General features: G+C 71.1%; 20 protein-coding genes and 1 pseudogene. 8 read left to right on the top strand and 13 right to left on the bottom strand.

Features of this window, described 5'->3' with window-relative positions:
- Window positions 1-90: 90 nt before the first annotated feature.
- Window positions 91-1005 carry a helix-turn-helix domain-containing protein gene (locus tag HNR57_RS12185; RefSeq protein ID WP_184559672.1) on the top strand — a complete coding sequence of 305 codons (915 nt, stop codon included), beginning with the start codon at window positions 91-93 and terminating at the stop codon, window positions 1003-1005.
- A 49-nt stretch (window positions 1006-1054) separates the two neighbouring features.
- On the opposite strand, the gene HNR57_RS12180 is transcribed toward HNR57_RS12185, so the two are convergent.
- The 5 genes and pseudogenes from HNR57_RS12180 to HNR57_RS12160 form a co-directional block, all read right to left on the bottom strand.
- A complete protein-coding gene (locus HNR57_RS12180) occupies window positions 1055-1567 on the bottom strand; it encodes a hypothetical protein (RefSeq protein WP_184559670.1) in 513 nt (170 codons plus the stop codon).
- A gap of 70 nt (window positions 1568-1637) precedes the next feature.
- Window positions 1638-4892, bottom strand: coding sequence for a S8 family serine peptidase (locus HNR57_RS12175; RefSeq protein ID WP_221342478.1), 3255 nt, complete (start codon window positions 4890-4892; stop codon window positions 1638-1640).
- A gap of 267 nt (window positions 4893-5159) precedes the next feature.
- Window positions 5160-5491: pseudogene (locus HNR57_RS40255) on the bottom strand (ATP-binding cassette domain-containing protein); the annotation flags it as partial.
- A gap of 107 nt (window positions 5492-5598) precedes the next feature.
- A complete protein-coding gene (locus HNR57_RS12165) occupies window positions 5599-6849 on the bottom strand; it encodes a L,D-transpeptidase (protein WP_184559668.1) in 1251 nt (416 codons plus the stop codon).
- A 263-nt stretch (window positions 6850-7112) separates the two neighbouring features.
- A complete protein-coding gene (locus HNR57_RS12160; protein ID WP_313673461.1) occupies window positions 7113-7403 on the bottom strand; it encodes a hypothetical protein in 291 nt (96 codons plus the stop codon).
- A gap of 148 nt (window positions 7404-7551) precedes the next feature.
- Between HNR57_RS12160 and HNR57_RS12155 the strand changes: the two genes are divergently transcribed.
- The gene (locus tag HNR57_RS12155) at window positions 7552-7866 is read left to right on the top strand and encodes a hypothetical protein (RefSeq protein ID WP_184559664.1); all 315 of its coding nucleotides are present in this window, start codon (window positions 7552-7554) and stop codon (window positions 7864-7866) included.
- 69 nt (window positions 7867-7935) lie between these two features.
- Here HNR57_RS12155 and hutH read toward each other — a convergent pair whose 3' ends face one another.
- The 3 genes from hutH to HNR57_RS12140 form a co-directional block, all read right to left on the bottom strand.
- Window positions 7936-9474 carry a histidine ammonia-lyase gene (gene hutH, locus HNR57_RS12150; protein ID WP_184560386.1) on the bottom strand — a complete coding sequence of 513 codons (1539 nt, stop codon included), beginning with the start codon at window positions 9472-9474 and terminating at the stop codon, window positions 7936-7938.
- Between the two features lie 94 nt (window positions 9475-9568).
- The gene (locus HNR57_RS12145) at window positions 9569-10720 is read right to left on the bottom strand and encodes a GGDEF domain-containing protein (RefSeq protein WP_184559662.1); all 1152 of its coding nucleotides are present in this window, start codon (window positions 10718-10720) and stop codon (window positions 9569-9571) included.
- Between the two features lie 86 nt (window positions 10721-10806).
- A complete protein-coding gene (locus HNR57_RS12140) occupies window positions 10807-11607 on the bottom strand; it encodes an enoyl-CoA hydratase/isomerase family protein (RefSeq protein ID WP_184559660.1) in 801 nt (266 codons plus the stop codon).
- Window positions 11608-11820: 213 nt separating this feature from the next.
- Between HNR57_RS12140 and HNR57_RS12135 the strand changes: the two genes are divergently transcribed.
- Window positions 11821-12492 (top strand): hypothetical protein, encoded by a 672-nt coding sequence (locus HNR57_RS12135; protein WP_246554470.1) that lies wholly within the window; start codon window positions 11821-11823, stop codon window positions 12490-12492.
- Window positions 12493-12514: 22 nt separating this feature from the next.
- Here the strand turns inward: HNR57_RS12135 and HNR57_RS12130 are convergent, their stop codons facing one another.
- Window positions 12515-13621 (bottom strand): adenylate/guanylate cyclase domain-containing protein, encoded by a 1107-nt coding sequence (locus tag HNR57_RS12130; RefSeq protein WP_184559658.1) that lies wholly within the window; start codon window positions 13619-13621, stop codon window positions 12515-12517.
- A 246-nt stretch (window positions 13622-13867) separates the two neighbouring features.
- The gene (locus HNR57_RS12125; RefSeq protein WP_184559656.1) at window positions 13868-14734 is read right to left on the bottom strand and encodes a biotin--[acetyl-CoA-carboxylase] ligase; all 867 of its coding nucleotides are present in this window, start codon (window positions 14732-14734) and stop codon (window positions 13868-13870) included.
- 110 nt (window positions 14735-14844) lie between these two features.
- On the opposite strand from HNR57_RS12125, the gene HNR57_RS12120 reads away from it, so the two are divergent.
- From HNR57_RS12120 to HNR57_RS12110, 4 genes are all read left to right on the top strand, one after another.
- Window positions 14845-16449 carry an acyl-CoA carboxylase subunit beta gene (locus tag HNR57_RS12120; protein ID WP_184559654.1) on the top strand — a complete coding sequence of 535 codons (1605 nt, stop codon included), beginning with the start codon at window positions 14845-14847 and terminating at the stop codon, window positions 16447-16449.
- Between the two features lie 25 nt (window positions 16450-16474).
- Window positions 16475-16684, top strand: coding sequence for an acyl-CoA carboxylase epsilon subunit (locus HNR57_RS12115; RefSeq protein WP_031109407.1), 210 nt, complete (start codon window positions 16475-16477; stop codon window positions 16682-16684).
- A 109-nt stretch (window positions 16685-16793) separates the two neighbouring features.
- Window positions 16794-16922 (top strand): morphogenic membrane protein MmpB, encoded by a 129-nt coding sequence (gene mmpB, locus HNR57_RS40250; protein ID WP_281403879.1) that lies wholly within the window; start codon window positions 16794-16796, stop codon window positions 16920-16922.
- A gap of 32 nt (window positions 16923-16954) precedes the next feature.
- Window positions 16955-17575, top strand: a complete 621-nt coding sequence (locus HNR57_RS12110) for a Maf family protein (protein WP_184559652.1) — start codon at window positions 16955-16957, stop codon at window positions 17573-17575.
- Here HNR57_RS12110 and HNR57_RS12105 read toward each other — a convergent pair.
- Window positions 17544-18020 (bottom strand): hypothetical protein, encoded by a 477-nt coding sequence (locus HNR57_RS12105; RefSeq protein ID WP_184559651.1) that lies wholly within the window; start codon window positions 18018-18020, stop codon window positions 17544-17546. The genes HNR57_RS12110 and HNR57_RS12105 overlap by 32 nt on opposite strands.
- A gap of 336 nt (window positions 18021-18356) precedes the next feature.
- Here HNR57_RS12105 and HNR57_RS12100 point away from each other — a divergent pair, with 336 nt between their 5' ends.
- Window positions 18357-20129 carry an acetyl/propionyl/methylcrotonyl-CoA carboxylase subunit alpha gene (locus tag HNR57_RS12100; RefSeq protein ID WP_184559650.1) on the top strand — a complete coding sequence of 591 codons (1773 nt, stop codon included), beginning with the start codon at window positions 18357-18359 and terminating at the stop codon, window positions 20127-20129.
- Window positions 20130-20368: 239 nt separating this feature from the next.
- On the opposite strand, the gene HNR57_RS12095 is transcribed toward HNR57_RS12100, so the two are convergent.
- Both HNR57_RS12095 and HNR57_RS12090 read right to left on the bottom strand, forming a co-directional pair.
- Window positions 20369-21355, bottom strand: a complete 987-nt coding sequence (locus tag HNR57_RS12095; protein ID WP_184559649.1) for a DeoR/GlpR family DNA-binding transcription regulator — start codon at window positions 21353-21355, stop codon at window positions 20369-20371.
- A gap of 165 nt (window positions 21356-21520) precedes the next feature.
- Entirely contained in the window at window positions 21521-22969 is a 1449-nt protein-coding gene (locus tag HNR57_RS12090) for an NAD(P)H-quinone dehydrogenase (RefSeq protein ID WP_184559648.1), read from the bottom strand.
- Between the last annotated feature and the right edge of the window lie 77 nt (window positions 22970-23046).

Here is a 23046-nt window from a genome sequence, read left to right as displayed (position 1 = left end):
CTCACCCAGACCACGCTTTTGCGTACGCACACGGTGCGTACCACTGGTGGGGTCAGGCTCGCGTGCGTACGACCGTGAATACTGGACCGCATGGACGAACAGCCCGAACCCGCACAGACGGCCGGAGGAGGCCTGGACCGGCGCGCCGAGCTCTGTGAGTTCCTGCGCACCCGGCGGGCCCGGCTGAAGCCCGAGGACGTGGGGCTGCCCGACTTCGGGCGGCGCCGGGTACCCGGGCTGCGCCGCGAGGAGCTGGCGCAGCTGGCCGGGGTGTCCGTGGCGTATTACACGCGGCTGGAGCAGGGCAACGGGCGCAACGTCTCGGCGGAGGTGCTGGACGCGATCGCGCGCGCCCTGCGGCTGAACGATGCCGAGCACGCGCATCTGACGCATCTGGCGAAGCCGAAGCAGCACAAGAAGAAGCCGGTGGCGCGCAGCCGGCAGGTGCGGCCGGCGCTGCGGCACCTGCTGGACTCGATCGACAACGTCCCGGCGTACATCGTCGGGCGGCGCTCGGACATCCTGGCGTGGAACCGGATGGCCGCGGCTCTCTTCGGCGACTGGGCGGAGCAGCCGGCCCAGGAGCGGAACTGGGCGCGGATGGTGTTCCTGCGGCCCGAGTACCGCGAGCTGTTCGTCGAGTGGGACCAGAAGGCGGCCGACATCGTCGGCTATCTGCGCATGGACGCGGGCTGCCACCCGGACGATCCGCAGCTGTCGGCGCTGGTCGGTGAGCTGTCGGTGAAGAGCGAGGAGTTCCGCCGCCTCTGGGCCGCCCACGACGTCAAGGAGAAGAGCTACGGCGTCAAGCGCCTGCGCCACCCCCTGGTGGGCGACCTGACCCTGTCGTTCGAGACGTTCCGCCTGGTCGACGACGGCGAGCAGTCCCTGATGACGTACCACGCGGAGCCGGGCACCCCGTCGGCGGAGGCGCTGCGCCTGCTGGCGAGCTGGGGGGCGGACGCGACCCGCTCGGGCACCAGGGCGTCGGCACCCTCGGAGTAAGAGGGTCACCCTCGGAGTAGGAGGGTCCCCCTCGGAGGTCACCTTCGCCTCAGTCGACGACGCCGAGGTCCTCCCGCATCAGCCGGCGCATCGCGGACAGCCGCGGTTCGGCCTCCTTCAGGTCGAGGAGAGCGCCCTCGGCGCTCTCGCCGTCCCCGGCCACCCCGCGGTCGAGCCGCTTGACCACCGCGTCGATGCCGGCGAGGACCTCGTTCACGGACCGTGAGGCCTCCAGGATGCGCTCCGGCACGATCATCTGGGCCTCGGCGTACCGGTCCCGGTAGTCGCGCCGGGTCTCTTCGAGCTGAACGCGCTCGGCGTCGCCGTAGACCCCGTCGCGGATGCGGTGCAGGGCGTCCTTCAGGAGGGTGTGGAACTGGCGCGAGGCCCTGTTCATCGCCGTGTACGCGTCTCTGCGCTCCTCGAAGCGCCGTCGCCGCTCGTCGGCCCGGGTCTCCTCGTCCCGCTGCCGCGCGGAGAGCCGCTGGCCGAGTACCGGCGCGAAGAGCGTTCCGAGGACGCCCACGACGGCGGTGATCATGGCGGTCACTGCGGCGGTCATGCGAGGACCATACGGCAGACCCGCCGGGAGCAGGGCTCCCGGCGGGTCGTCAACGCGCTTGTGCTACCGCTTACTTGCCGTAGTACGCGTTGTAGATCGAGATCGTCGACTTGTTGCCCTTCTTGTCGGCGATCTTGGCGTGGAAGGAGATGCCCTTCCCCTTCGCCGGGTTCTTGACGCTCACCTTGCCGTCCTTGACGGTGAGCTTCTTCCAGGTCTTGCCGTAGTCGTACGAGGCGTACACCGACAGCGACTTCAGGTTGCTGCCCTTGGCCGCGCCCTCGACGGTGACCGGGATCTTGACGGTCCTGTCGGCCGGGGCCTTGCTGTCCAGACCGGTGGCCGCGTGGAAGCGGGCCGTGGAGACGGGCAGCTTGGTGATGTCGCTGGTCTTCTTCGAGCGGAACGTCCAGCTGGCGTCGACCCGGGTGGAGGCCGCCGCGACCTTGACGCTGCGCTTGACCGACGTCGTCAGCTTGTACGCCGCGTCACCGGCCGGGACCTTGAACTGCTTGTCGCCGAACAGCGGGTCGTCGTTGCTGCCGACCTTGGCGCCGTTGCGGTACAGGGTCGTGTCGACCGCGGAGAACTTCGAGTAGCCCACGTTGCCCTTGCCGTCGGCGAACAGCGGCAGGGAACCGTAGATCTCGTTGCCCTCACGGAAGACACCGAAGTCGGTCGTCAGGCGCGGTCCGAAGACTGCCGTGTTGACGGTCTTCGAGTAGCTCTTGCCGGCCGCGAACTTGTGCGTGCCCATCGCGTAGGCGGCCTCGTCGACCGGGAACCCGTCCGCGTCCACACCGCCGGACTGGGCGAACTCGAGCTGCCACTTCACACCGCCCTGCGCGGACAGGTGCAGGGTGCGGGTGCCGGGCAGGGTCTGCAGGATGCCGATCGAGGAGGCGCTGGAGCTCCACGGCATCCAGCCCACCGCGTTGACGGAGCCCTTCTTGCCGCTCGCCGAGGCGCCGAGCCCCGCCTTCACCGTGGCGAGCTCGCCCGCCTTGTAGTGCTTGGTGAAACCGGTGGCGAGCTGCTTGACCGGGCCGCCGGCGATGACGTTGTACTCCTCCTTGCCGCCCTTGGACCAGTGGCCGTCCCACTGCTGGGTCACCGAACCGTCGGTGATCTGCGAGCCGACGTGGGCGGTGCGGATGTCGGCGAAGGTGTCCAGCCACCAGCCGAAGCCGTAGCTGCCGTCACCGGCCTCCACCGTGTAGTGGGCCGAGGCGAACTCCGACTTGACGCCCGTGGCCGGGACGGTGATGTCCACCGGCTTGGCCTTGCGGGCGTCCAGCGTGACCGTCGTGTTCTTGGTGACGTTCAGCTTGGGCTGGGCCAGCCAGTCGACGCCCTCGAACTTCTCCGGGTCGTCGCCCACGAAGATGTTCGTGTTCAGGACGTAGGTGCCCTTGGGCACACGCGCGGTGACCGTGCCGTCCGCGTCGTACGGCATGGCCCCCTTGCCCTTGCCCAGGCCCGCGATGCCGGTCAGGTCGGCGCTGTAGTTCTTCGCCGCCTTGCCGTCGCGGTCGAGGAACTTCAGCGTCACGTCGTACGACTCGACCTCGCGCTGCACCGCCGCCGCCGTGCGGACCGTCTGGCCGTCGCCCGTCGCCGTCACGTACGCCGAGTACGCGCCGTCGACCGTGCCGCCCAGCTTGGTGTTGACGGTGAACGGCACGGAGGCCTTGCCGCCGGCCGGGACCGTCACCGAGGTGGCGCCGAGCTTGAAGAAGCCGGCCGGGGCGGCCTGGCCCTTCGGGTTGGTGGCCGTCGACGCCAGCTTCAGCGTGACGTCCTTCGTACCGAGGTTGCGGTACGTCAGCTCCTTGGTGACCGGCTTGTCGTCGGTGTGCGGCCACTGCTGCACACCGAAGCTCACCGAGGCCGGCTCGGCGATCACGGTCTGCTTGATGGCCTTGTCGACCTGGATCCGGCCCGAGCCCTGCTGGAACGGGGTGTACTTGCCGCCCTTGGTGGAGCCGGTGAGGGCACCCTTCAGCTCGGCGTACTTCCACTCCGGGTGCTGCTGCTTGAGGATCGCCGCCGCGCCCGCCACGTGCGGGGTCGCCATCGACGTACCGGAGATCGTCATGTAGCCGGCCGGCTTCTCGCCGACCTCCTGGGCTATCTGGTTGCCCGGGGCGGAGGCCGCGGTGATGTCCACGCCGGGCGCGGTCACGTCGGGCTTGAGGGCGCCGTCCATGCCGGGGCCGCGGCTGGAGAAGTCGGCGAGCTTGTCCTTGTCGTCGACCGCGCCGACGGTCAGGGCCGCGGCGGCGCTGCCCGGGGAGCCGATGGTCTGCTCGCCGAAGTCGCCCTCGTTGCCGGCCGCGATGGCGAACAGGACGCCCTTCTCGTCGGACAGCTTGTTCACCGCCGCTTCCAGCGGGTCGATCGCGGGCGTGTCGCCGCCGCCCAGGCTCATGTTGATGACGTCGGCGCCCTCGGCGACGGCCCACTCCATGCCGGCGAGGATCTCGGAGTCACTGCCGAATCCGCCGTCGTCGAGGACCTTGCCGTTGAGGATCTTCGCGCCGGGTGCGACACCCTTGTACTTGCCGCCGGACTTCTTGCCGGTGCCGGCCGCGATGGAGGCGACGTGCGTGCCGTGGCCGACCTTGTCGGTGGCGTCGGGCGAGGTGGTGAAGTTCTTGGCGCCTGCCACCTGACCCTTGAGGTCGTCGTGGGTGGCGTCCACACCGGTGTCCAGGACGGCGATCTTCGTGCCCTTGCCGTCGTAGCCGGCCGCCCACGCCTTGGGGGTGCCGATCTGCGGGACGGACTTGTCGAGGCTGGCCTTGCGGACGCCGTCGAGCCAGACGTGCGCGATACCGGAGGCGGTCTTCTCGCCGTTGGTGACCGCGTCCCAGAGTTCGGGGGTGTCCTTCTGCGGCGTCTGCACCGCGTCCGCGTTCACGGACTTCAGCGTGTGGCGCAGGGTGCCGGCCTCGCGGACGTCGGCCTTGGTGGCCGCGGCACTGCCCTGGTAGCCGACGATGACCTTCAGGCCCTTCTTCTGGGCCTTCCGGGTCGTGGACTTGTTGAGCTCGGTGACGTCGAAGAGCCGCTGGTCGAGCTTGCCGGTGGCGACCAGGCGGGCCGCGTCGGCCGGGATGACGAGGGTGTGGCCGTCGACCTTGCGGACCTGGACGGGTACGTTCTCACGGCCCTTGGCGTGCTCCAGGCCGATGACACGGCCCTTGGCGTCCAGGACGACGCGGTCACCGGTGATCAGTGTGACGCGGTGCTTGGCGGTCAGGGACGCCGGCTTGGCGGCCGCTGTCGCCTGCTCGCCGTTGGCCGACGCCGGGCTGGTCATACCCGCCGCCAGGGCCACGGCCGCCGCAGTGGCGACCGTGGCCGCGCACGCCCTTTTCACTTGTCTGCGCAAGTTTCCCCCTTGCAGAAGAACCGGGTGAATTCCCCGTTCACCCGGCCGGGGGTGGTCTCGTACGCATGCCCGTACACCCCCCGGAATAGGCAGTATGCCGAGGGGTGATCAGGTGCTCAATAGATGAGAAGGAGGTAAGAAATCCGTCGGCCGACTGTTACACAGCCGTCGGAACTCCGTTACAGGGCCGCGGGGTTACGCACGCGTGTTCTCCTTGACGGTGATCCGGCCCTTCCGGACCGTCACCAGACGCGGGCCTTCATGGCGATGGCCGAGTCGTGGGTGACCATGACGAAGGTGAGGCCGAGTTCCTCCCCCATGCTTTCGAGTACGTCCATGATCTCGTCGCGCATCGATTCGTCGAGATTTGCCGTGGGTTCGTCGGCGAGGAGCACCTTCGGCTGTTTCACGAGGGCCCGGGAGATGGCCACGCGTTGCTGCTGACCGCCGGACATCTCGCCGCGCAGATGCGCGCGGCGCTCGCCGAGGCCAGCCGACTCCAGTGCCTCGGCGGCCCGTTCGCGTCGCGAGACGAAAGGCCGCCGCCCACCCCCGCGGAGGGGTGGGCGGCGGCCTTTCGTCAGTGCGGCCGCTTCGTCAGTGCAGCCACTTCGTCTATGCGGCCGACGAACCGTCAGACCGCCGAACCGGCCTTCCAGTCGGCCCAGCTCATGTTCCAGCCGTTGAGGCCGTTGTCCGGCGCGATGGTCTTGTCGCCGGTGTTCTCGACGACCACCACGTCACCGAGCATCGAGTTCTTGAAGAACCACGCACCCGGGGTGTTCGGGTTGTTGGCGCCCTTGGCGTCCTGCAGGCCGACGCAGCCGTGGCTGGTGTTCACGCTGCCGAAGATGGACTTCGCGCCCCAGTAGTTGCCGTGGATGAACGTGCCGGAGCTGGAGAGGCGGATGGCGTGCGGCACGTCCTTGATGTCGTACTCGCCCTTGCCGTCGTCGTCCGTGAAGCCCACGGTCGCGCCGTTCATGCGCGTCTCCTTGAACTTCTCGGACATCACCATGATGCCCTCGTAGGTCTTGTTCTCGGGCGAGCCGGCGGAGATCGGGATCGTGCGGACGACCTTGCCGTCCTGCGTGATCTTCATCTGCTTGGTCTTCGCGTCGACGTACGAGACCTGGTTGCGGCCGACCTTGAAGGTGACCGTCTTCTGCTGGACGCCGAAGACGCCCTTGGCTCCCTCGACACCGTCCAGCGCGAGCTTCAGCGTGACGGTGGAGCCTTCCTTCCAGTAGTCCTCGGGCCGGCAGTCCATGCGGTTCGCGTTGAACCAGTGGCAGGCGACCTCCTGGCCGCCGGTCGTGCTGACCTTGATGCCCTTCTGGACGGCGGCCTTGTTGGTGATCGCCTTGTCGAAGTTGATCGAGACCGGCATGCCGACGCCCACGGTGGTGCCGTCGTCCGGGGTGAAGTTGCCGATGAAGCTGTTGGCCGGGGAGACCGTCGTGAACGAGGCGTTCTCGTGGGCGACGCGTCCGTCGGAGTCCTTCGCCTCGGCCGACAGCTTGTAGGTCGTGGACCGCTCCAGCTGGGCGGTCGGCTTCCAGCTGGTCTTGTCGGCGGATATCTGGCCGCTGACCTCCGTGCCCTCCGACGTCGTCATCTTCACGTCGGTGAGCGTGCCCTTGCTCACGGTCACGGCGGCGGAGTTGTTGATGGAGGCGTTGTCGGAGCCGTCATCGGGTGTGATCTTGATCTGGGCCTCGGAGGTCTTCTTCGCCGCTGCCTCGTCGACCTTCGACTGGGAGCTGTCGCCGCCGTCGCCCCCGGAGGCACTGTCGTCGCCTCCGGAACACGCCGAGAGCATCAGGACCCCGCCGAGCAGTGCGGACGCGACCGTCAGGCCCTTGCGCCGCTTACTGACCGTCATCACACGCTTCTCCATCGTTGCCGATTTCCCCAGAACCCCGAGTGTCCCCGTCACGACTGAGTGCCCCCGCCGCCACTCGTGAGTCCTCGTCCCGAACTTTCAACGCTACGACCGGTTCGTCGGGTTCCCCATGTCACGCAGGTGTGGGGATCACCACGTCCGTGACGGACGGTGCGGGCGATACGGGTGTGGTCGGTGCGCCGTTTGAGACGCGAAGACCCCGGGCGGCGGTTGCCGCCCGGGGTCACGAATTTCCCGGACGTTCAGCCGTCGCTGTCGTCGCCATCATCCTCGTCGAGGTCCCAGTCGGGCGAATCGGGGTCGTAGTCGACCCGCTCGCTGCTCCAGGAGGCCTGCTGGAGTTCCACCCCCGGCACCTGGCTGACCAGGTCGAACGGGTCCACGAGGTAGGCGAGGGCCTCCGCGGTGTCTTCCGTCACGGCGCTCTCGGCGTGGGCCCGCTCCGCCGCCGGCATCTCCGCGTCGTCGGCGATCCGGCGCAGCGCGGACTTGGTGACCGCGTCCGCGTCGTCGACCTCGAGAACGACTTCCACCCGAAGCCGTACAAAACGTGATGTCTCTGGAGTGCTCATGGCGCGAGCGTACGTCCAGGTCCTCCCGTGACTTTCCCGTGACCCGCGACTTTCACTAACATCGCCCCACACGGCCAATTCGCCAGCGCCACAAGGGGATCGATATTCCGTGTCATCCGCTCGCCGACCGTTGCTGACCGCCACCGCCGCGGCGTCCCTGCTGGGCGCCCTGTGGTTCGTTCCGTCCGCGAACGCGACGTCGAACTCCCCGGTGAGAGACGCGGTCTCAGCCAGTCCGTCGCCGCAGGTCACAGAGCAGGCGCGGATCGCCGCCACGACCGCGGACGCCTCCGTCACGGGCACCCGCCTCGCCGACACCGGCAGCTTCGACAGCACGCCGTACGTGATCGGCGGGACCTTCTGCCTCACGCTGGGCGCCGGGTTCGTCGTGTACTCGGTGCGCCGGGAACGTCTCGGTTTCTGACAGCGGTTGAGGCGGGGTCCCGCCGGCCGGCAGGACCCCGCCCACCCTGACGACAGGGCCCCTCCGGCCCTACTGGAGCGGCCCGGTGACCTTCTCGACCGCCGCCAGGAGCCGCCCGTCGCGCACGAACGCGTCCGCCGCGGCGAGGTCGGGCGCGAGGAACCGGTCCGGCCCGGCCCCCTGGACTCCCGCCTCCCGTACGGCGTCGATGACCGCCCGCGACGCGGGCGCCGGGGTCAGCCCCTCGCGCAACTCCACCGCGCGCGTGGCGGCGTAGAGCTCGATGGCGATCACACGGGTGAGGTTGTCGACGGCCGTGCGCAGCTTGCGCGCCGCCGACCAGCCCATCGAGACGTGGTCCTCCTGCATGGCGGAGGACGGGATCGAGTCGGCGGACGCCGGTACGGCGAGCCGCTTCAGCTCGCTCACCAGCGCTGCCTGCGTGTACTGAGCGATCATCAGGCCCGAGTCCACACCGGCGTCGTCGGCGAGGAACGGCGGCAGGCCGTGGCTGCGGTTCTTGTCGAGCAGCCGGTCGGTGCGCCGCTCGGCGATGGATCCGAGGTCGGCGGCGGCGATGGCGAGGAAGTCCAGGACGTAGGCGACCGGCGCCCCGTGGAAGTTGCCGTTGGACTCCACCCGTCCGTCGGGCAGCACGACCGGGTTGTCCACCGCGGACGCCAGCTCACGGTCGGCGACCAGCCGGGCGTGGGTCATGGTGTCCCGCCCGGCGCCGGCGACCTGCGGGGCGCAGCGCACCGAGTAGGCGTCCTGGACGCGCGGTGCGTCGTCCTGGTGATGGCCGGTCAGGCCGGAGCCCTTCAGCACGGCCAGCATGTTGGCGGCACTGGCGGCCTGGCCCGGGTGCGGCCGGATGGCGTGCAGTTCGGGGGCGAGGACCTTGTCGGTGCCGAGCAGGGCCTCCAGGGACAGGGCGGCGGTGACGTCGGCGGACCGGTAGAGGGTGTCCAGGTCGGCCAGGGCCATCACCAGCATGCCGAGCATGCCGTCGGTGCCGTTGAGGAGGGCGAGGCCCTCCTTCTCGCGCAGTTCGACCGGCTGGATGCCGTGCGCGGCGAGGAGTTCGGCGGCCGGGCGTACGACACCGTCGGGGCCTTCGGCGTCGCCCTCGCCCATGAGCGCCAGCGCGCAGTGGGACAGCGGCGCGAGGTCGCCGGAGCAGCCGAGGGAGCCGTACTCGTGCACGACCGGGGTGATCCCGGCGTTGAGGAGGTCGGCCATGGTCTGCGCGACCTCGGGGCGGACGCCGGTGTGCCCGGAGCAGACGGTCTTCAGCCGCAGGAACATCAGGGCGCGCACGACTTCCCGCTCGACGGCCGGGCCCATCCCGGCGGCGTGCGAGCGGACGATGTTGCGCTGGAGCTGGGCGCGCAGCTCGGGGCTGATGTGCCGGGTCGCCAGCGCCCCGAAGCCGGTGCTCACGCCGTACACGGGATCCGGCTTGGCCGCCAGCGCGTCCACGATCTCGCGGGCCGCGGCGAGGGCGGCCACGGCCTCCTCGGAGAGCTCGACGCGGGCGCCGCCGCGCGCCACGGCGAGCACGTCGGACGCGGTCACCCCGGACGTCCCCACCACCACAGTGTGCATATCCATATTCAGGAGCGTACGCAGTGAATTCGATGATGTCACCACTGGGGGCGGCGTTCACCCCTTACCGAATACGTCACACCCCGGGCCTGGGTCAGGGCGCGTGCCGGCCCCGGAACCGCCGGCGCTCGCCGTCGGCCTCCTGGGACGGCTCGTCCGCCAGCCGTACGACGGGGTCGTCGGGCCCGGCCCGCCCTGCCACGACCGGCCTGCTCGCCCGCTCGGCCTTGGCTCGGTACTGGGCGGCGTCGGCGAGGCGGAAGAGCCGCCGGGCCGAGCGCACCGGCCCGATCGGGTCCTCGGTGGAGGCGACCCCGCAGGCCACCCCGTCCCCGATCTCCAACTCGGCGGCCCTGCGGCACAGTTCGCCGGCCGCCTTCACGACCTGGTCGGCGGACGGGCCCACCGCGAGCAGACAGAACTCGTCCCCGCCGAGCCGCGCGGCCAGCGCCCCCGGCAGCATGGCCCCGCACAGCGACAGCACCGAGCCGAACCGCTCCAGGAGGCGGTCACCGGCGGCGTGCCCATGGGTGTCGTTGACCCGTTTGAGCCCGTTCAGATCGCAGACGACGAGACTGACGACGGCCCCGTCCCTGCGGTGCGCCTCGATCGCCCGCTCCAGGCGTACGTCCACGGCGCGGCGGTTGGCGAGCCCGGTGAGGGAGTCGGTGAAGGCCAGCCGCCGGGCCTCCTCCAGCCGCTCGGTCTGGGCGAGGCCGGCGGCCACGACGGAGGCCAGGACCGTGGCGAAGTCGGCGTCGGCCCGCCCGAAGACGGCCTCACCGGCCGGGCGGGCCACATACAGCTCCCCCCAGGCCCGGCCGTCCAGCACGATGGGCGCGACCACGCAGCAGCCGCGGCCCCGGCGGCGCAGGGCGGCGACCCGCTGATGGCAGTACCCGGACCGCCGCCCGGCGGCGGGCCCCTCGGCGGTCTCCACCCAGGCGTCGGGCTCCCCGCCGCCGGCCCACTGCTCGTGCAGGAACTCGGTGATCTCCGCGAACTGGTGCACCGGGTAGGCCTCGTCCTCCGGGAACTCCTCTTCGCCCTCGGCCAGCTCGCCGACGTTCACGAGGACCCGCAGCCGCCCGAGATCCCGCTCCCACACCGACAGCGCGGCGAAACTCCCACCCAGCGCCCGGCACGCCCCGGCGGCCGCGGCACGCCACGCCTCACGCGACCCGTGTGCGGCCGCCATCCCCTGAGCCAACGCGACGACGGCCGCCAGCCGTCTGTCCTCACCCATCACTCCAGGCTAGGGAGTTTCCAGCCAGACTGACCTGTTTACGACGCGAACGGGGACGGCCGATATCGCCCGGAGCGCTCCGGCCCCTACTCCCCCGGCCACTGCGGCTTGCGCCGCTCGTTGAACGCCGCGACGCCCTCCGCCCGGTCCCCCGAGAAGGCCGTGGCCCGCCACGCCGCGTCCTCGACCTCCAGCCCGGCCCGCAGATCCAGTCCCTGCCCGAGCCGCAACGCCCGCTTCGCCGCCCGCAGCCCCACCGGGGAGTTCCCGGCGATCCGGGCCGCCAGCGCCAGCGCCGCCTCCCGGTCCCGTCCCTCCTCCACCAGCTGGTCGACCAGCCCCAACTCGCCCGCCTCCGCGGCCTCCACCCGCCGCGCGGAGAAGATCAGCTCGGCCGCCCGGGCCGCCCCGACCCGCCGCGGCAGCAACTGCGTCCCGCCGCCCCCGGGGATCACCCCGACCGACACCTCCGGCAGCCCCACCACCGCCGTGCGGTCCGCCACGATCACGTCGCACGCCAGCGCCAGCTCGAACCCGCCGCCGAGCGCGAACCCGTGCACCGCCGCCACCGTCGGCACCGGCAGCTCCAGCACCCCGGTGTACGCCCCGCGCGTCACCGGCCGCTGCCGCAGCAGATCCGCGTCGCTGAACGAGTTCCGCTCCTTCAGATCCGCCCCGACGCAGAACGCCCGCTCGTGCGTCGAGGTCAGGACGACGGCCCGTACCTCCCGGTCCTCCCCGAGCGCCGCGCACGCCCCGGCGATGGAGCGTGCCATCTCCGTCGACACCGCGTTCATGGCCTTGGGCCGGTCGAGGACGAGCTCCGCGACGTGCCCCTGCTCATGTCGCCGCACCAGCACGAACTCCCCGAACCGTTCCTCACTCATGACACCCTCCGGTTAACGCGGGTTAACAAGGTCGACGCTCCGATCATCGCAGCCGCACCCCACCCGCGGAAGGGCGGACACCTCGGCCCCCACCACCCCCGCCCACCCGTTCGAGTGACATCACCGCAACTCCGGCCCAAACGCCCATGGGAGCGCATAGCGTGCGACCCCCACGGCGCACAGGGGGCGCATGTGCATCGGGGAGGGACCGTGATGACGACGAACACGCCGACGAAACCGCACCAGGCCACCAGGACCGTGACGGCACCCCGCCGACGGGAGCCGCCCGCGCCCCACGAGCCGGCACCGGCCGAAACCCCCCGCGCCCGGGGCCGTCACCGCAAGCCCCGCTCCCGCAAGGTCCTGCTCGCCGCCGGTGGCCTCGCCCTCGCCGCGGGCGCCCTGATCCTCCTGCGTCTGACCTCCGGCCCGGGCCCCGACGCCCGCACCGTCGAGGCCGGGCCCCGCCCCGAGCCCGTCACCACCGCCACGGACGGCGCCGCCGGCACGGCCGCGACCTTCCCGGCGGCCCCCGACGCGAGCCCCTCCTCGCCCACGGCCCTGGGCGGCCTCACCCCGTCACCGGCCGCCAAGGGCGCGCGACCGTCCCCGTCCACCACGACCGGCACGCCCGCGGCCGCGACGGCGGCCGCCCCGGCACCCACGACCCTCCCCGACACACCGAACCCGCCGAACGCCCCCGCCCCGACGCCCCCGGGCGGCGACGCCACGCGCCCGGCCCCGGACCCGGCCCCGCCCGCACCGCCGCGCCGGACCACACCGGCCCCGGCGCCCAAGCCCGAGGAGTCGAAGAAGCCGCACGACCCGGGCCTGTGCGTGCCGGTCATAGGGCTGTGCGTGGATTCGCCGGTCGACCGCCGCTGACGTCCGACCGACGCGACGGCTGCTACGGCGCGCTGTCCCGGCGCGTGAGCAGCCACGGCTCCACGACGCCCAGGCCACGGACCGGCCGCTGCCACATCGGCTGCAGCCCGAACCGGTACGCCGGGGGCTCCTCGCCCTCCTTCTCCGCGGCCGCGGCCTCGTCGGCCGCCTCCGCCTCCGAGGCCGGGGCGTCCCTGGTGCGGATCAGCTCCTCGGCGAAGGCCGTGTCGACGAGGACGGCGTCCTTCGGAGCTATCGAGGTGAGCCGGGAGGCCAGGTTCACGGTCGTACCGAACACATCGCCCATACGGGTGGTCACCGTGCCGAACGCCATGCCGACGCGCAGCTCCGGCATCGTCTCGTCGTGCGCCATCGTCTCGATCAGCCGCAGGGCGATCTCGGCGGCCGTGCCCGCGTCGTCGGCGGCGTAGAGCACCTCGTCGCCGAGGGTCTTGATCAGCCGCCCGCCGTTCGCGGCCACCAGGTCGGCGGCCGTGGTCTCGAAGGCCTCGACCAGCTCGCCGAGCTCCTCCTCCTCCATGCGGCGGGTCAGCCGCGTGAACCCGACCAGGTCGGCGAAGCCGACGGCGAGGCGCCGGTCGACCATCTCCTCGTCGTCGGCCGCCTGCACGACCCGTCCGGCCGAGGCGGCGAGCTGCCGGCGCCAGACGTAGACCAGGAACTCCTCCAGCTCGGGCAGGAGCAGCTCGACGATCGGGTACGTCACCTCGGTGCGTGTCATGCCCGGCTCGGGCGGCTCGGTCAGCCCCTCCAGGAAGGAGTCGATCTGCCACTCGGCGAGCCGCGCGGTGGTCTGCCCGGTGGACCGGGCCACCTGTACAGCCATCGCCTCGCTCAGCAGCCCCGCCTCGACGAGACCGGCGAGGCGCCGCAGGGCGAGGACGTCGGCCTCGGTGAGGGCCTTGGCCTGGCCGATGTCGGCGAAGCCCATGGCCCGCCAGAAGCGGGAGGCCAGTTCCATGGAGACACCGGCGCTGCGGGCCGCCTGAAACGGGGTGTAGCGGCGCTCGGCGCCCAGGATGAGCCCTTCGAGGCGCAGGGCGAGCGGATCCTCGCCGGAGTCGGCGCCCTGCGCGTCCTCGCCGGAACCCGAGTCGTCGACGGTCACGCGTGTTGCCCTTCCGATCTGTCACGGTCATGTATCGACCGGCCTCAACTCTACGGCAGGTGTGCGCCAGCTCACTCCGTTAGGTTCAGCCGTCGGGTGAGGTGCCCGGGGTTGTACAGGAACCCGGCGTCTCTGCCGCTGCCCCCAGGGAGCTCCGCCCCCTGGACCCCCGCTTCGGCCTGAACGGCCTCGTCCTCGATCGCCGGACGGGCTGGAAGCACCTGGCCCGCGCCCTGCCTCAGGCGCTCACGCCGGCCTCAGGTGCACGATGTCCCCCGCGCCGACAGGTTCCTGCACCCCCTCCTCCGTCGCCAGTACCAGCCGCCCGTCTCCGTCCACAGCCACCGCTTCCCCCACCACGGCCCGATCCCCCGGCAACTCCGCCCGCACCTCCCGGCCGAGCGTCGCGCACCCCGCCACGTACGCCTCCTGCAACCCGCACGCCCCCGCGTCACCCCGGGCGTCACGCCACTTCCCGTACCAGTCCTCCAGCGAGCGCAGCATCCCCCGCAGCAGCGGGTCCCGGTCCGTGCTCACCGCTCCGGCCAGACCCAGCGACCCCGCCGTCGGCACCGGCAGTTCGTCGGCCTTCAGTGACACATTGACGCCCACCCCGATCACGACCCCGCCGTCGCCGGCCCGCTCGGCCAGGATTCCGCCGGCCTTGCGCTCCGCGCCCCCCACCGTGACCAGCAGGTCGTTCGGCCACTTCAGGGCCGTGTCCACGCCGGCCGCCCGCGACAGCCCCGTCGCCACCGCGACCCCCGTGAGCAGCGGCAGCCACCCCCATCGTGCGACCGGCACCTCGCTCGGCGTGAGCAGTACGGAGAAGAAGAGGCCGGAGCGGGGCGGCGCCGTCCACTGGCGGTCGAGGCGGCCGCGGCCCGCCGTCTGCTCCTCGGCGACCAGCACCGCGCCCTCGGTCACCTCGCCCTTCGCGGCACGGGCGACCAGGTCGGAGTTCGTGGAGCCGGTGCGCGGCACCACGTCCACCTCCGACCACAGCCCTCCCTGCCGCACCAGACCCCGGCGCAGGGCGGTGACGTTGAGGGGCGGGCGGTCCAGGTCGGACCAACGGCTCCGGTTCGGCTCTGATGCATCTCGCGGCGTCATGCAAGCCACCCTAGGTGTGGTAAACGCCGCACTGCCGATGTGGAGGCCCCCCACTACTCTACGGATGAGTAACCGTCCCCCCTTTTGAGCAGGCAGGGAGCCGCATCCCGATGTCCGAGCCGGAAGAGCAGCAGCAGCCCGACATTCACACGACCGCGGGCAAGCTCGCGGATCTGAAGCGACGCATCGAGGAAGCGACACACGCCGGCTCCGCTCGTGCCGTCGAAAAGCAGCACGCCAAGGGCAAACTGACGGCCCGTGAGCGGGTCGAGCTCCTGCTCGACGAGGGCTCCTTCGTCGAGCTCGACGAGTTCGCCCGGCACCGCTCCACCAACTTCGGCCTCGACAAGAACCGCCCCTACGGCGACGGCGTCGTCACCGGGTACGGAACCGTCGACGGCCGTCCGGTCGCCGTGTTCTCGCAGGACTTCACCGTCTTCGGCGGTGCCCTCGGCGAGGTCTACGGGCAGAAGATCGTCAAGGTCATGGACTTCGCCCTGAAGACCGGGTGCCCCGTCATCGGGATCAACGACTCCGGTGGTGCCCGCATCCAGGAGGGCGTCGCCTCGCTCGGCGCCTACGGCGAGATCTTCCGCCGCAACACGCACGCCTCCGGCGTCATCCCGCAGATCAGCCTGGTCGTCGGGCCGTGCGCGGGCGGCGCGGTCTACTCCCCGGCCATCACCGACTTCACGGTCATGGTCGACCAGACCTCGCACATGTTCATCACCGGCCCCGACGTCATCAAGACCGTCACCGGAGAGGACGTCGGCTTCGAGGAGCTCGGCGGCGCCCGCACCCACAACGCGACCTCCGGAGTCGCCCACCACATGGCGGGCGACGAGAAGGACGCCATCGAGTACATCAAGCAGCTGCTGTCGTACCTGCCGTCCAACAACCTCTCCGAGCCACCGGCCTTCCCCGAGGAGGCCGACCTGGAGGTCAGCGACGAGGACCGCGAGCTGGACGCGATCGTCCCGGACAGCGCGAACCAGCCTTACGACATGCACACGGTGATCGAGCACGTCCTGGACGACGCCGAGTTCTTCGAGACGCAGCCGCTGTACGCGCCGAACATCGTCACCGGCTTCGGCCGGGTCGAGGGCCACCCGGTCGGCATCATCGCCAACCAGCCGACGCAGCTCGCCGGGTGCCTGGACATCAAGGCCAGCGAGAAGGCCGCCCGCTTCGTGCGCACCTGCGACGCCTTCAACGTCCCGGTCATCACCTTCGTCGACGTCCCCGGCTTCCTGCCCGGCGTCGACCAGGAGCACGACGGCATCATCCGCCGCGGCGCCAAGCTGATCTACGCCTACGCCGAGGCGACCGTCCCGCTGATCACGATCATCACGCGCAAGGCGTTCGGCGGCGCCTACGACGTCATGGGCTCCAAGCACCTGGGCGCCGACCTCAACCTCGCCTGGCCCACCGCCCAGATCGCCGTCATGGGCGCCCAGGGCGCGGTCAACATCCTGCACCGCCGCACCATCGCCGAGGCGGAGGCGGGCGGGGAGGACCTGGAGGCGGTCCGCGCCCGGCTGATCCAGGAGTACGAGGACGCCCTCCTCAACCCCTACGTCGCGGCCGAGCGCGGCTACATCGACGCCGTGATCCTGCCCTCCGACACCCGCCGCCACGTCGTACGCGGCCTGCGTCAACTGCGTACCAAGCGGGAATCCCTGCCTCCGAAGAAGCACGGCAACATCCCCCTCTAGCCCGCAGCGAGCCCAGGAGGCCCACATGACGATCAAGGTCGTACGGGGCAACCCGACCCCGGAGGAGCTGGCCGCCGCCCTGGCGGTGGTCAGGGCCCGCGCCGCGGCGGCGGCAGCCGCCCCGCCCGGCGCGCCGACGTCCCGCGATTCCTGGTCCGACCCGTCCCGCATCGCGGCCCACCGCCTGCCCCAGCCGGGGCCGGCGGCGTGGGGCCGTACCTACTGGCCGGGCTAGAGCTCTCGCCCCAAGGGCGCGGGGAACCGCGCACGGCGGAACAACGCGGGGCGCCGATTTGAGTACCCCTACTCAGGCGCCCCGCTCTGCCAAGCCGCACGCTGGACTCATGCTGTGGTCCGACCCCGAGAACGAACCGCCGAAAGAACTCCGCGACATGCAGGACATGCTCCGGCGGCTGGGCGTTCTCATGGCGTTGGCCACGTTCGTGGCCATGCTGGTGATCGGCATGAGGTGAGTCGGCCTCACCCGTGTGACTAACCTGACTGCATGACCGCTCAGCGCCGCAGGCGACTCGTCCTCGCCTCCCAGTCCCCCGCCCGGCTCGGGCTGCTCCGCCAGGCCGGCCTCGCCCCCGAGGTGATCGTGAGCGGCGTCGACGAGGACGCCGTCACCGCCCCCACCCCCGCCGAGCTGGCACTCGCCCTGGCCGAGGCGAAGGCGTCCGTCGTGGCGGCCCGGCCGGACGTCAAGGGCGCGCTCGTGATCGGCTGCGACTCGGTGCTCGACCTGGACGGCCAGGCCCTCGGCAAGCCCGCGGACGCCGAGGAGGCCACCGCCCGCTGGAAGTCGATGCGCGGCCGCGCCGGCACCCTCCAGACCGGCCACTGCGTCTACGACACGCTCACCGGCCGCTACGTCTCCGCCACCGCGTCCACGGTCGTCCACTTCGGCGACCCCACGGACGAGGAGATCGCCGCCTACGTCGCCTCCGGCGAACCGCTCTACGTCGCCGGGGCGTTCACCCTGGACGGCCGTTCCGCCCCGTTCATCGACGGCATCGACGGCGACCACGGCAACGTCATCGGCATCAGCCTGCCCCTGGTGCGGCGGCTGCTGGCGGAACTGGGCGTCGGCATCACGGAGTTGTGGGCGCCGGCGGAGAAGTGACCGGGGACCCGTCGCCGCTCTTCCCGCTTCCGGGAGCGGCGTCGGCGGGCTCGGCCGGACGGTCGTACGTCATCAGCAGCAGCACGATCAGGGCGAGGACCAGCACCATGAACAGGAACGCGGTCCAGCCGACGAGGCCCCAGGTGAACGCGCCCAGCAGGGCGTGCACGACGGCCGCGCTGATCAGCAGTACGCGCCCGAAGCCGGCCGGGGGCCGGTCCCGCAGCGCCACGAGCAGGGCGACCAGGCCGCACAGCGCGAAGTAGAGGCCGAAGGCGATCCCGCCGATCTTCGACGACACCGACATCATGTGCGGGTCCAGCCCTGCCAGCGACATGTCCTGCCGGTCGACGACCATCCCCAGGAACCAGTTCAGCGCCGCGACGCCGAACGCCTCCGCGAACAGCACCACCGCCACGACCCACGCCACCGGCCTGCGTATCACCGGGCCCACCCTCTTCCCTTGAAGACATCGCGAACGCTACTAACCGGTAAACCGGGGGACAAGGGTCCGGCGGCGGGCAAAGAATCATTGGGCCATTCGTAGGGACTCGACAAAGAAACCGAGTGGCCCGCAGCACGTGATGACAGAGACCTTGACCACAGGAGACGGCTAGGGTTTCCCGCAGGAGTACTGCGTACCGCGGTGCGACAAGGGATTTCGCGGGTCGAGCGAGCCACGCATCACGCTCCGTGTGGGCAAGCTCACCACTGGGGACGGGTCGAAGTGTCGTGTCGGCTGTCCCTAAACTCGGCTTGTTTCAAGGAGGGAGCCTCAATCGTGCGCAAGGTGCTCATCGCCAACCGTGGCGAAATCGCTGTCCGCGTGGCCCGGGCCTGCCGGGATGCCGGTATCGCGAGCGTGGCCGTCTACGCCGACCCGGACCGGGACGCTCTGCATGTCCGCGCCGCGGATGAGGCGTTCGCCCTGGGCGGTGACACGCCGGGCACCAGCTACCTCGACATCGAAAAGGTGCTCAACGCCGCCCGCGAGTCGGGTGCGGACGCGATCCACCCCGGCTACGGCTTCCTCTCCGAGAACGCCGAGTTCGCGCAGGCGGTCCTGGACGCGGGCCTGATCTGGATCGGCCCGCCGCCGCAGGCCATCCGCGACCTGGGTGACAAGGTCGCCGCCCGGCACATCGCGCAGCGCGCCGGTGCCCCGCTGGTGGCCGGCACGCCCGACCCGGTCTCCGGTGCGGACGAGGTCGTCGCGTTCGCCGAGCAGCACGGCCTGCCGATCGCGATCAAGGCCGCCTTCGGTGGTGGCGGTCGCGGTCTGAAGGTCGCCCGCACCCTCGAAGAGGTGCCGGAGCTGTACGACTCGGCGGTCCGTGAGGCCGTCGCCGCCTTCGGCCGGGGCGAGTGCTTCGTCGAGCGGTACCTGGACAAGCCGCGGCACGTGGAGACCCAGTGCCTGGCCGACCAGCACGGCAACGTGGTCGTCGTCTCCACCCGTGACTGCTCCCTGCAGCGCCGTCACCAGAAGCTGGTGGAGGAGGCCCCCGCCCCCTTCCTGTCCGACGCGCAGGTGGAGGAGCTGTACTCCGCCTCCAAGGCGATCCTGAAGGAGGCCGGCTACGTCGGCGCCGGCACGGTCGAGTTCCTCGTCGGCCTCGACGGCACGATCTCCTTCCTGGAGGTCAACACCCGCCTCCAGGTGGAGCACCCGGTCACCGAGGAGGTCGCCGGCATCGACCTGGTGCGCGAGATGTTCCGCATCGCCGACGGCGAGGAGCTCGGCTACGGCGACCCGGAGCTGCGCGGCCACTCCTTCGAGTTCCGCATCAACGGCGAGGACCCGGGCCGCAACTTCCTCCCCGCTCCGGGCACGGTCACGACGTTCGACCCGCCGTCCGGCCCGGGTGTCCGGCTGGACGCGGGCGTGGAGTCCGGCTCGGTCATCGGCCCCGCCTGGGACTCCCTGCTGGCCAAGCTGATCGTCACCGGCCGCACCCGCAAGGAGGCCCTGCAGCGGGCCGCCCGCGCGCTGGAGGAGTTCCAGGTCGAGGGCATGGCCACCGCCATCCCGTTCCACCGCGCGGTGGTCAAGGACCCGGCGTTCGCGCCCGAGCTGACGGACTCGTCCGACCCGTTCACGGTCCACACCCGCTGGATCGAGACCGAGTTCGTCAACGAGATCAAGCCGTTCGCCGCGCCGGCCGACGCCGATGCCGACGAGGAGCCGGGCCGCGAGACGGTCGTCGTCGAGGTCGGCGGCAAGCGCCTGGAGGTCTCCCTGCCGTCGTCGCTGGGCATGTCCCTGGCCCGTACGGGTCTCGCGGCGGGCGCCAAGCCGAAGCGCCGCGCGGCGAAGAAGTCGGGTCCGGTGGCCTCGGGCGACACCCTGGCCTCCCCGATGCAGGGCACCATCGTCAAGGTCGCCGTCGAGGAGGGCCAGGAGGTCAAGGAGGGCGACCTCGTCGTCGTCCTGGAGGCCATGAAGATGGAGCAGCCCCTGAACGCGCACCGCTCGGGCACGATCAAGGGCCTGAGCGCGGAGATCGGCGCGTCGGTGACGTCGGGCGCGGCCATCTGCGAGATCAAGGACTGACCGGAAAACAGACCAACGCCTACGGCGCGACCCGAACTGGGGTCGCGCCGTAGGCGCCTCAGCTGCGGGCAATCGTGCCTCCCCCAGTGCCTCTAGGGCCCGGGAGGTGCCCCCAGGGCGGCACGGGTGCGCGTGGGGGTCCCCCGCTTGGGGGGGAGGCACCCCGTCACGCCGGGCTGCGGACCCACCCGGCATCAGCAACAACGCCGGGCACCTGAAAGGCAAACAGCCGGCGCCGTCTACCGCCGCCGCATGTCCGCCACCCGCGCCCGCTCCGCCCCGGGCCCCGGCTCACCCAGCATCGAGGCAGAGGCAGACCGCAACGGCCCCCCAGCCCCCGGCGCCTGCCGCCGAGGCCCGGGCACCGGCACGTCCCGGCGCTGCTGACGCGCCGGGACGGCATCACCCCCCGGGCCCCCCGCACCCGACCCGGCCGAACCCCCCTGCCCCCCGGCCACGGCGATCTGCACGCCCTGGTCGGCGAGCGCCTGGAGCTCCGTGGCCGCACGGTCGTCGTGGGCGGGCGGCTCGTCCGTGACGAGGCGCGTGATGAGATCCGTGGGCACGGTCTGGAACATGGTGTCGGTGCCGAGCTTCGTGTGGTCGGCGAGGACGACCACCTCCGCCGCGGCCTGCACCAGCGCCCGGTCCACGGACGCCGACAGCATGTTGGACGTGGACAGCCCCCGCTCGGCGGTCAGCCCCGCCCCGGACAGGAACGCCCGCGACACCCGCAGCCCGTGCAGGGACTGCTCGGCACCGCTGCCGACCAGGGCGTAGTTCGAACCGCGGAGCGTACCGCCGGTCATCACCACCTCGACCCGGTTGGCATGGGCCAACGCCTGGGCGACGAGGAGGGAGTTGGTGACGACGGTCAGCCCGGGCACCCGGGCGAGCCGGCGCGCCAGCTCCTGGGTCGTCGTACCCGCCCCGACCACGATCGCCTCCCCCTCTTCCACGAAGTTCGCGGCGAGGTCGGCGATGGCGGTCTTCTCGGCGGTCGCGAGATGAGACTTCTGCGGAAAGCCGGACTCCCGCGTGAAACCGCCCGGCAGTACCGCACCGCCGTGCCGGCGGTCGAGGAGTCCTTCTGCCTCCAGCGCGCGCACGTCCCGCCGTACGGTCACTTCGGAGGTCTGGACGACGCGGGCAAGCTCACGGAGCGACACGGCCCCGTTGGCTCGCACCATTTCGAGGATCAATTGGCGACGTTCTGCAGCGAACACGAAACTGACAGTAACGCCAGCGACCGTCTGCTTTCAGCAGTTTGCGCTGAATAGCAGAAGATGTTCGCACCGAGCAGCGGGAAGTGGTATAAGGCCTAGTCCTGCCGCCTATGCCGTACGCATGGTCGAACACTCCCCGTGACCAGCGAGGAGCCGGTTTCGGCCTCAGCCGTCGCCGTTCTCCTTGCGGGTGTGCAGCTGCCGTGCCACCTCGGCGATCGAGCCCGACAGCGACGGGTAGACGGTGAAGGCGTTCGCGATCTGTTCGACGGTCAGATTGTTGTCGACCGCGATCGAGATCGGGTGGATCAGTTCCGAGGCGCGCGGTGACACGACCACACCGCCCACCACGATGCCCGTGCCCGGCCGGCAGAAGATCTTGACGAAGCCGTCCCGGATGCCCTGCATCTTGGCGCGCGGGTTGCGCAGCAGCGGCAGCTTCACGACCCGGGCGTCGATCTTCCCGCCGTCGACGTCGGCCTGCGTGTAGCCGACGGTGGCGATCTCCGGGTCGGTGAAGACGTTCGACGAGACCGTCTTCAGGTTCAGCGGGGCCACCGCGTCGCCCAGGAAGTGGTACATGGCGATGCGGCCCTGCATGGCGGCCACGGACGCGAGGGCGAACACACCGGTCACGTCACCGGCCGCGTACACGCCCGGAGCGGTCGTACGCGAGACCCTGTCGGTCCAGATGTGGCCGGACTCGCGCAGCCGGACACCGGCGTCCTCCAGCCCCATGCCCGCACTGTTGGGCACGGCACCGACGGCCATGAGGCAGTGCGAGCCGGTGATGACCCGCCCGTCGGAGAGGGTCACCTCGACCCGGTCCCCCACCCGTTTGGCGGACTGCGCCCGGGAACGCCCCATGACGTTCATGCCGCGCCGCCGGAAGACGTCCTCCAGCACGGCGGCCGCGTCCGGGTCCTCACCCGGCAGCACGCGGTCCCGCGACGACACGAGCGTCACCCTCGAACCCAGCGCCTGGTAGGCACCGGCGAACTCGGCACCGGTCACACCGGACCCGACCACGATGAGCTCCTCGGGGAGTTCGTCGAGGTCGTACACCTGGGTCCAGTTCAGGATCCGCTCACCGTCGGGCTGGGCGTCGGGCAGCTCACGGGGGTGCCCGCCGGTCGCGATGAGGACGGCGTCAGCCGTGAGCGTCTCCTCGCTGCCGTCGGCGGTGCGCACCACGACCTTGCGCGACCCGTCGAGCGCCTGCATGCCCTCCAGCCGCCCGCGCCCGCGCATGACACGCGCCCCGGCGCGCGTCACGGAGGCGGTGATGTCGTGCGACTGGGCGAGCGCGAGCCGCTTCACACGCCGGTTGACCTTGCCCAGGTCGACGCCCACCACCCGGGCGGCCTGCTCGATGTGCGGGGTGTCGTCGGCGACGATGATCCCCAGCTCCTCGTACGAGGAGTCGAAGGTGGTCATCACCTCGGCCGTGGCGATCAGGGTCTTCGACGGCACGCAGTCGGTGAGCACCGACGCCCCGCCCAGACCGTCGCAGTCGACGACGGTCACCTCCGCGCCGAGTTGGGCGGCCACCAGCGCCGCTTCATATCCGCCGGGTCCGCCACCGATGATCACGATCCGAGTCACGTACTCCATTGTCCCGCACCGCTCAACATGCCACCGCCCCGGGGCCCCGCCGATGCGCCTGTTGTTACGACAGTGACGCCGGGCGG

The organism is Streptomyces paradoxus, from assembly GCF_014202475.1.
GTDB classification, from domain to species: domain Bacteria; phylum Actinomycetota; class Actinomycetes; order Streptomycetales; family Streptomycetaceae; genus Streptomyces; species Streptomyces paradoxus.
Note: the sequence above shows the minus strand (reverse complement) of the source record. Positions and strands in the feature narration are given on the sequence as shown.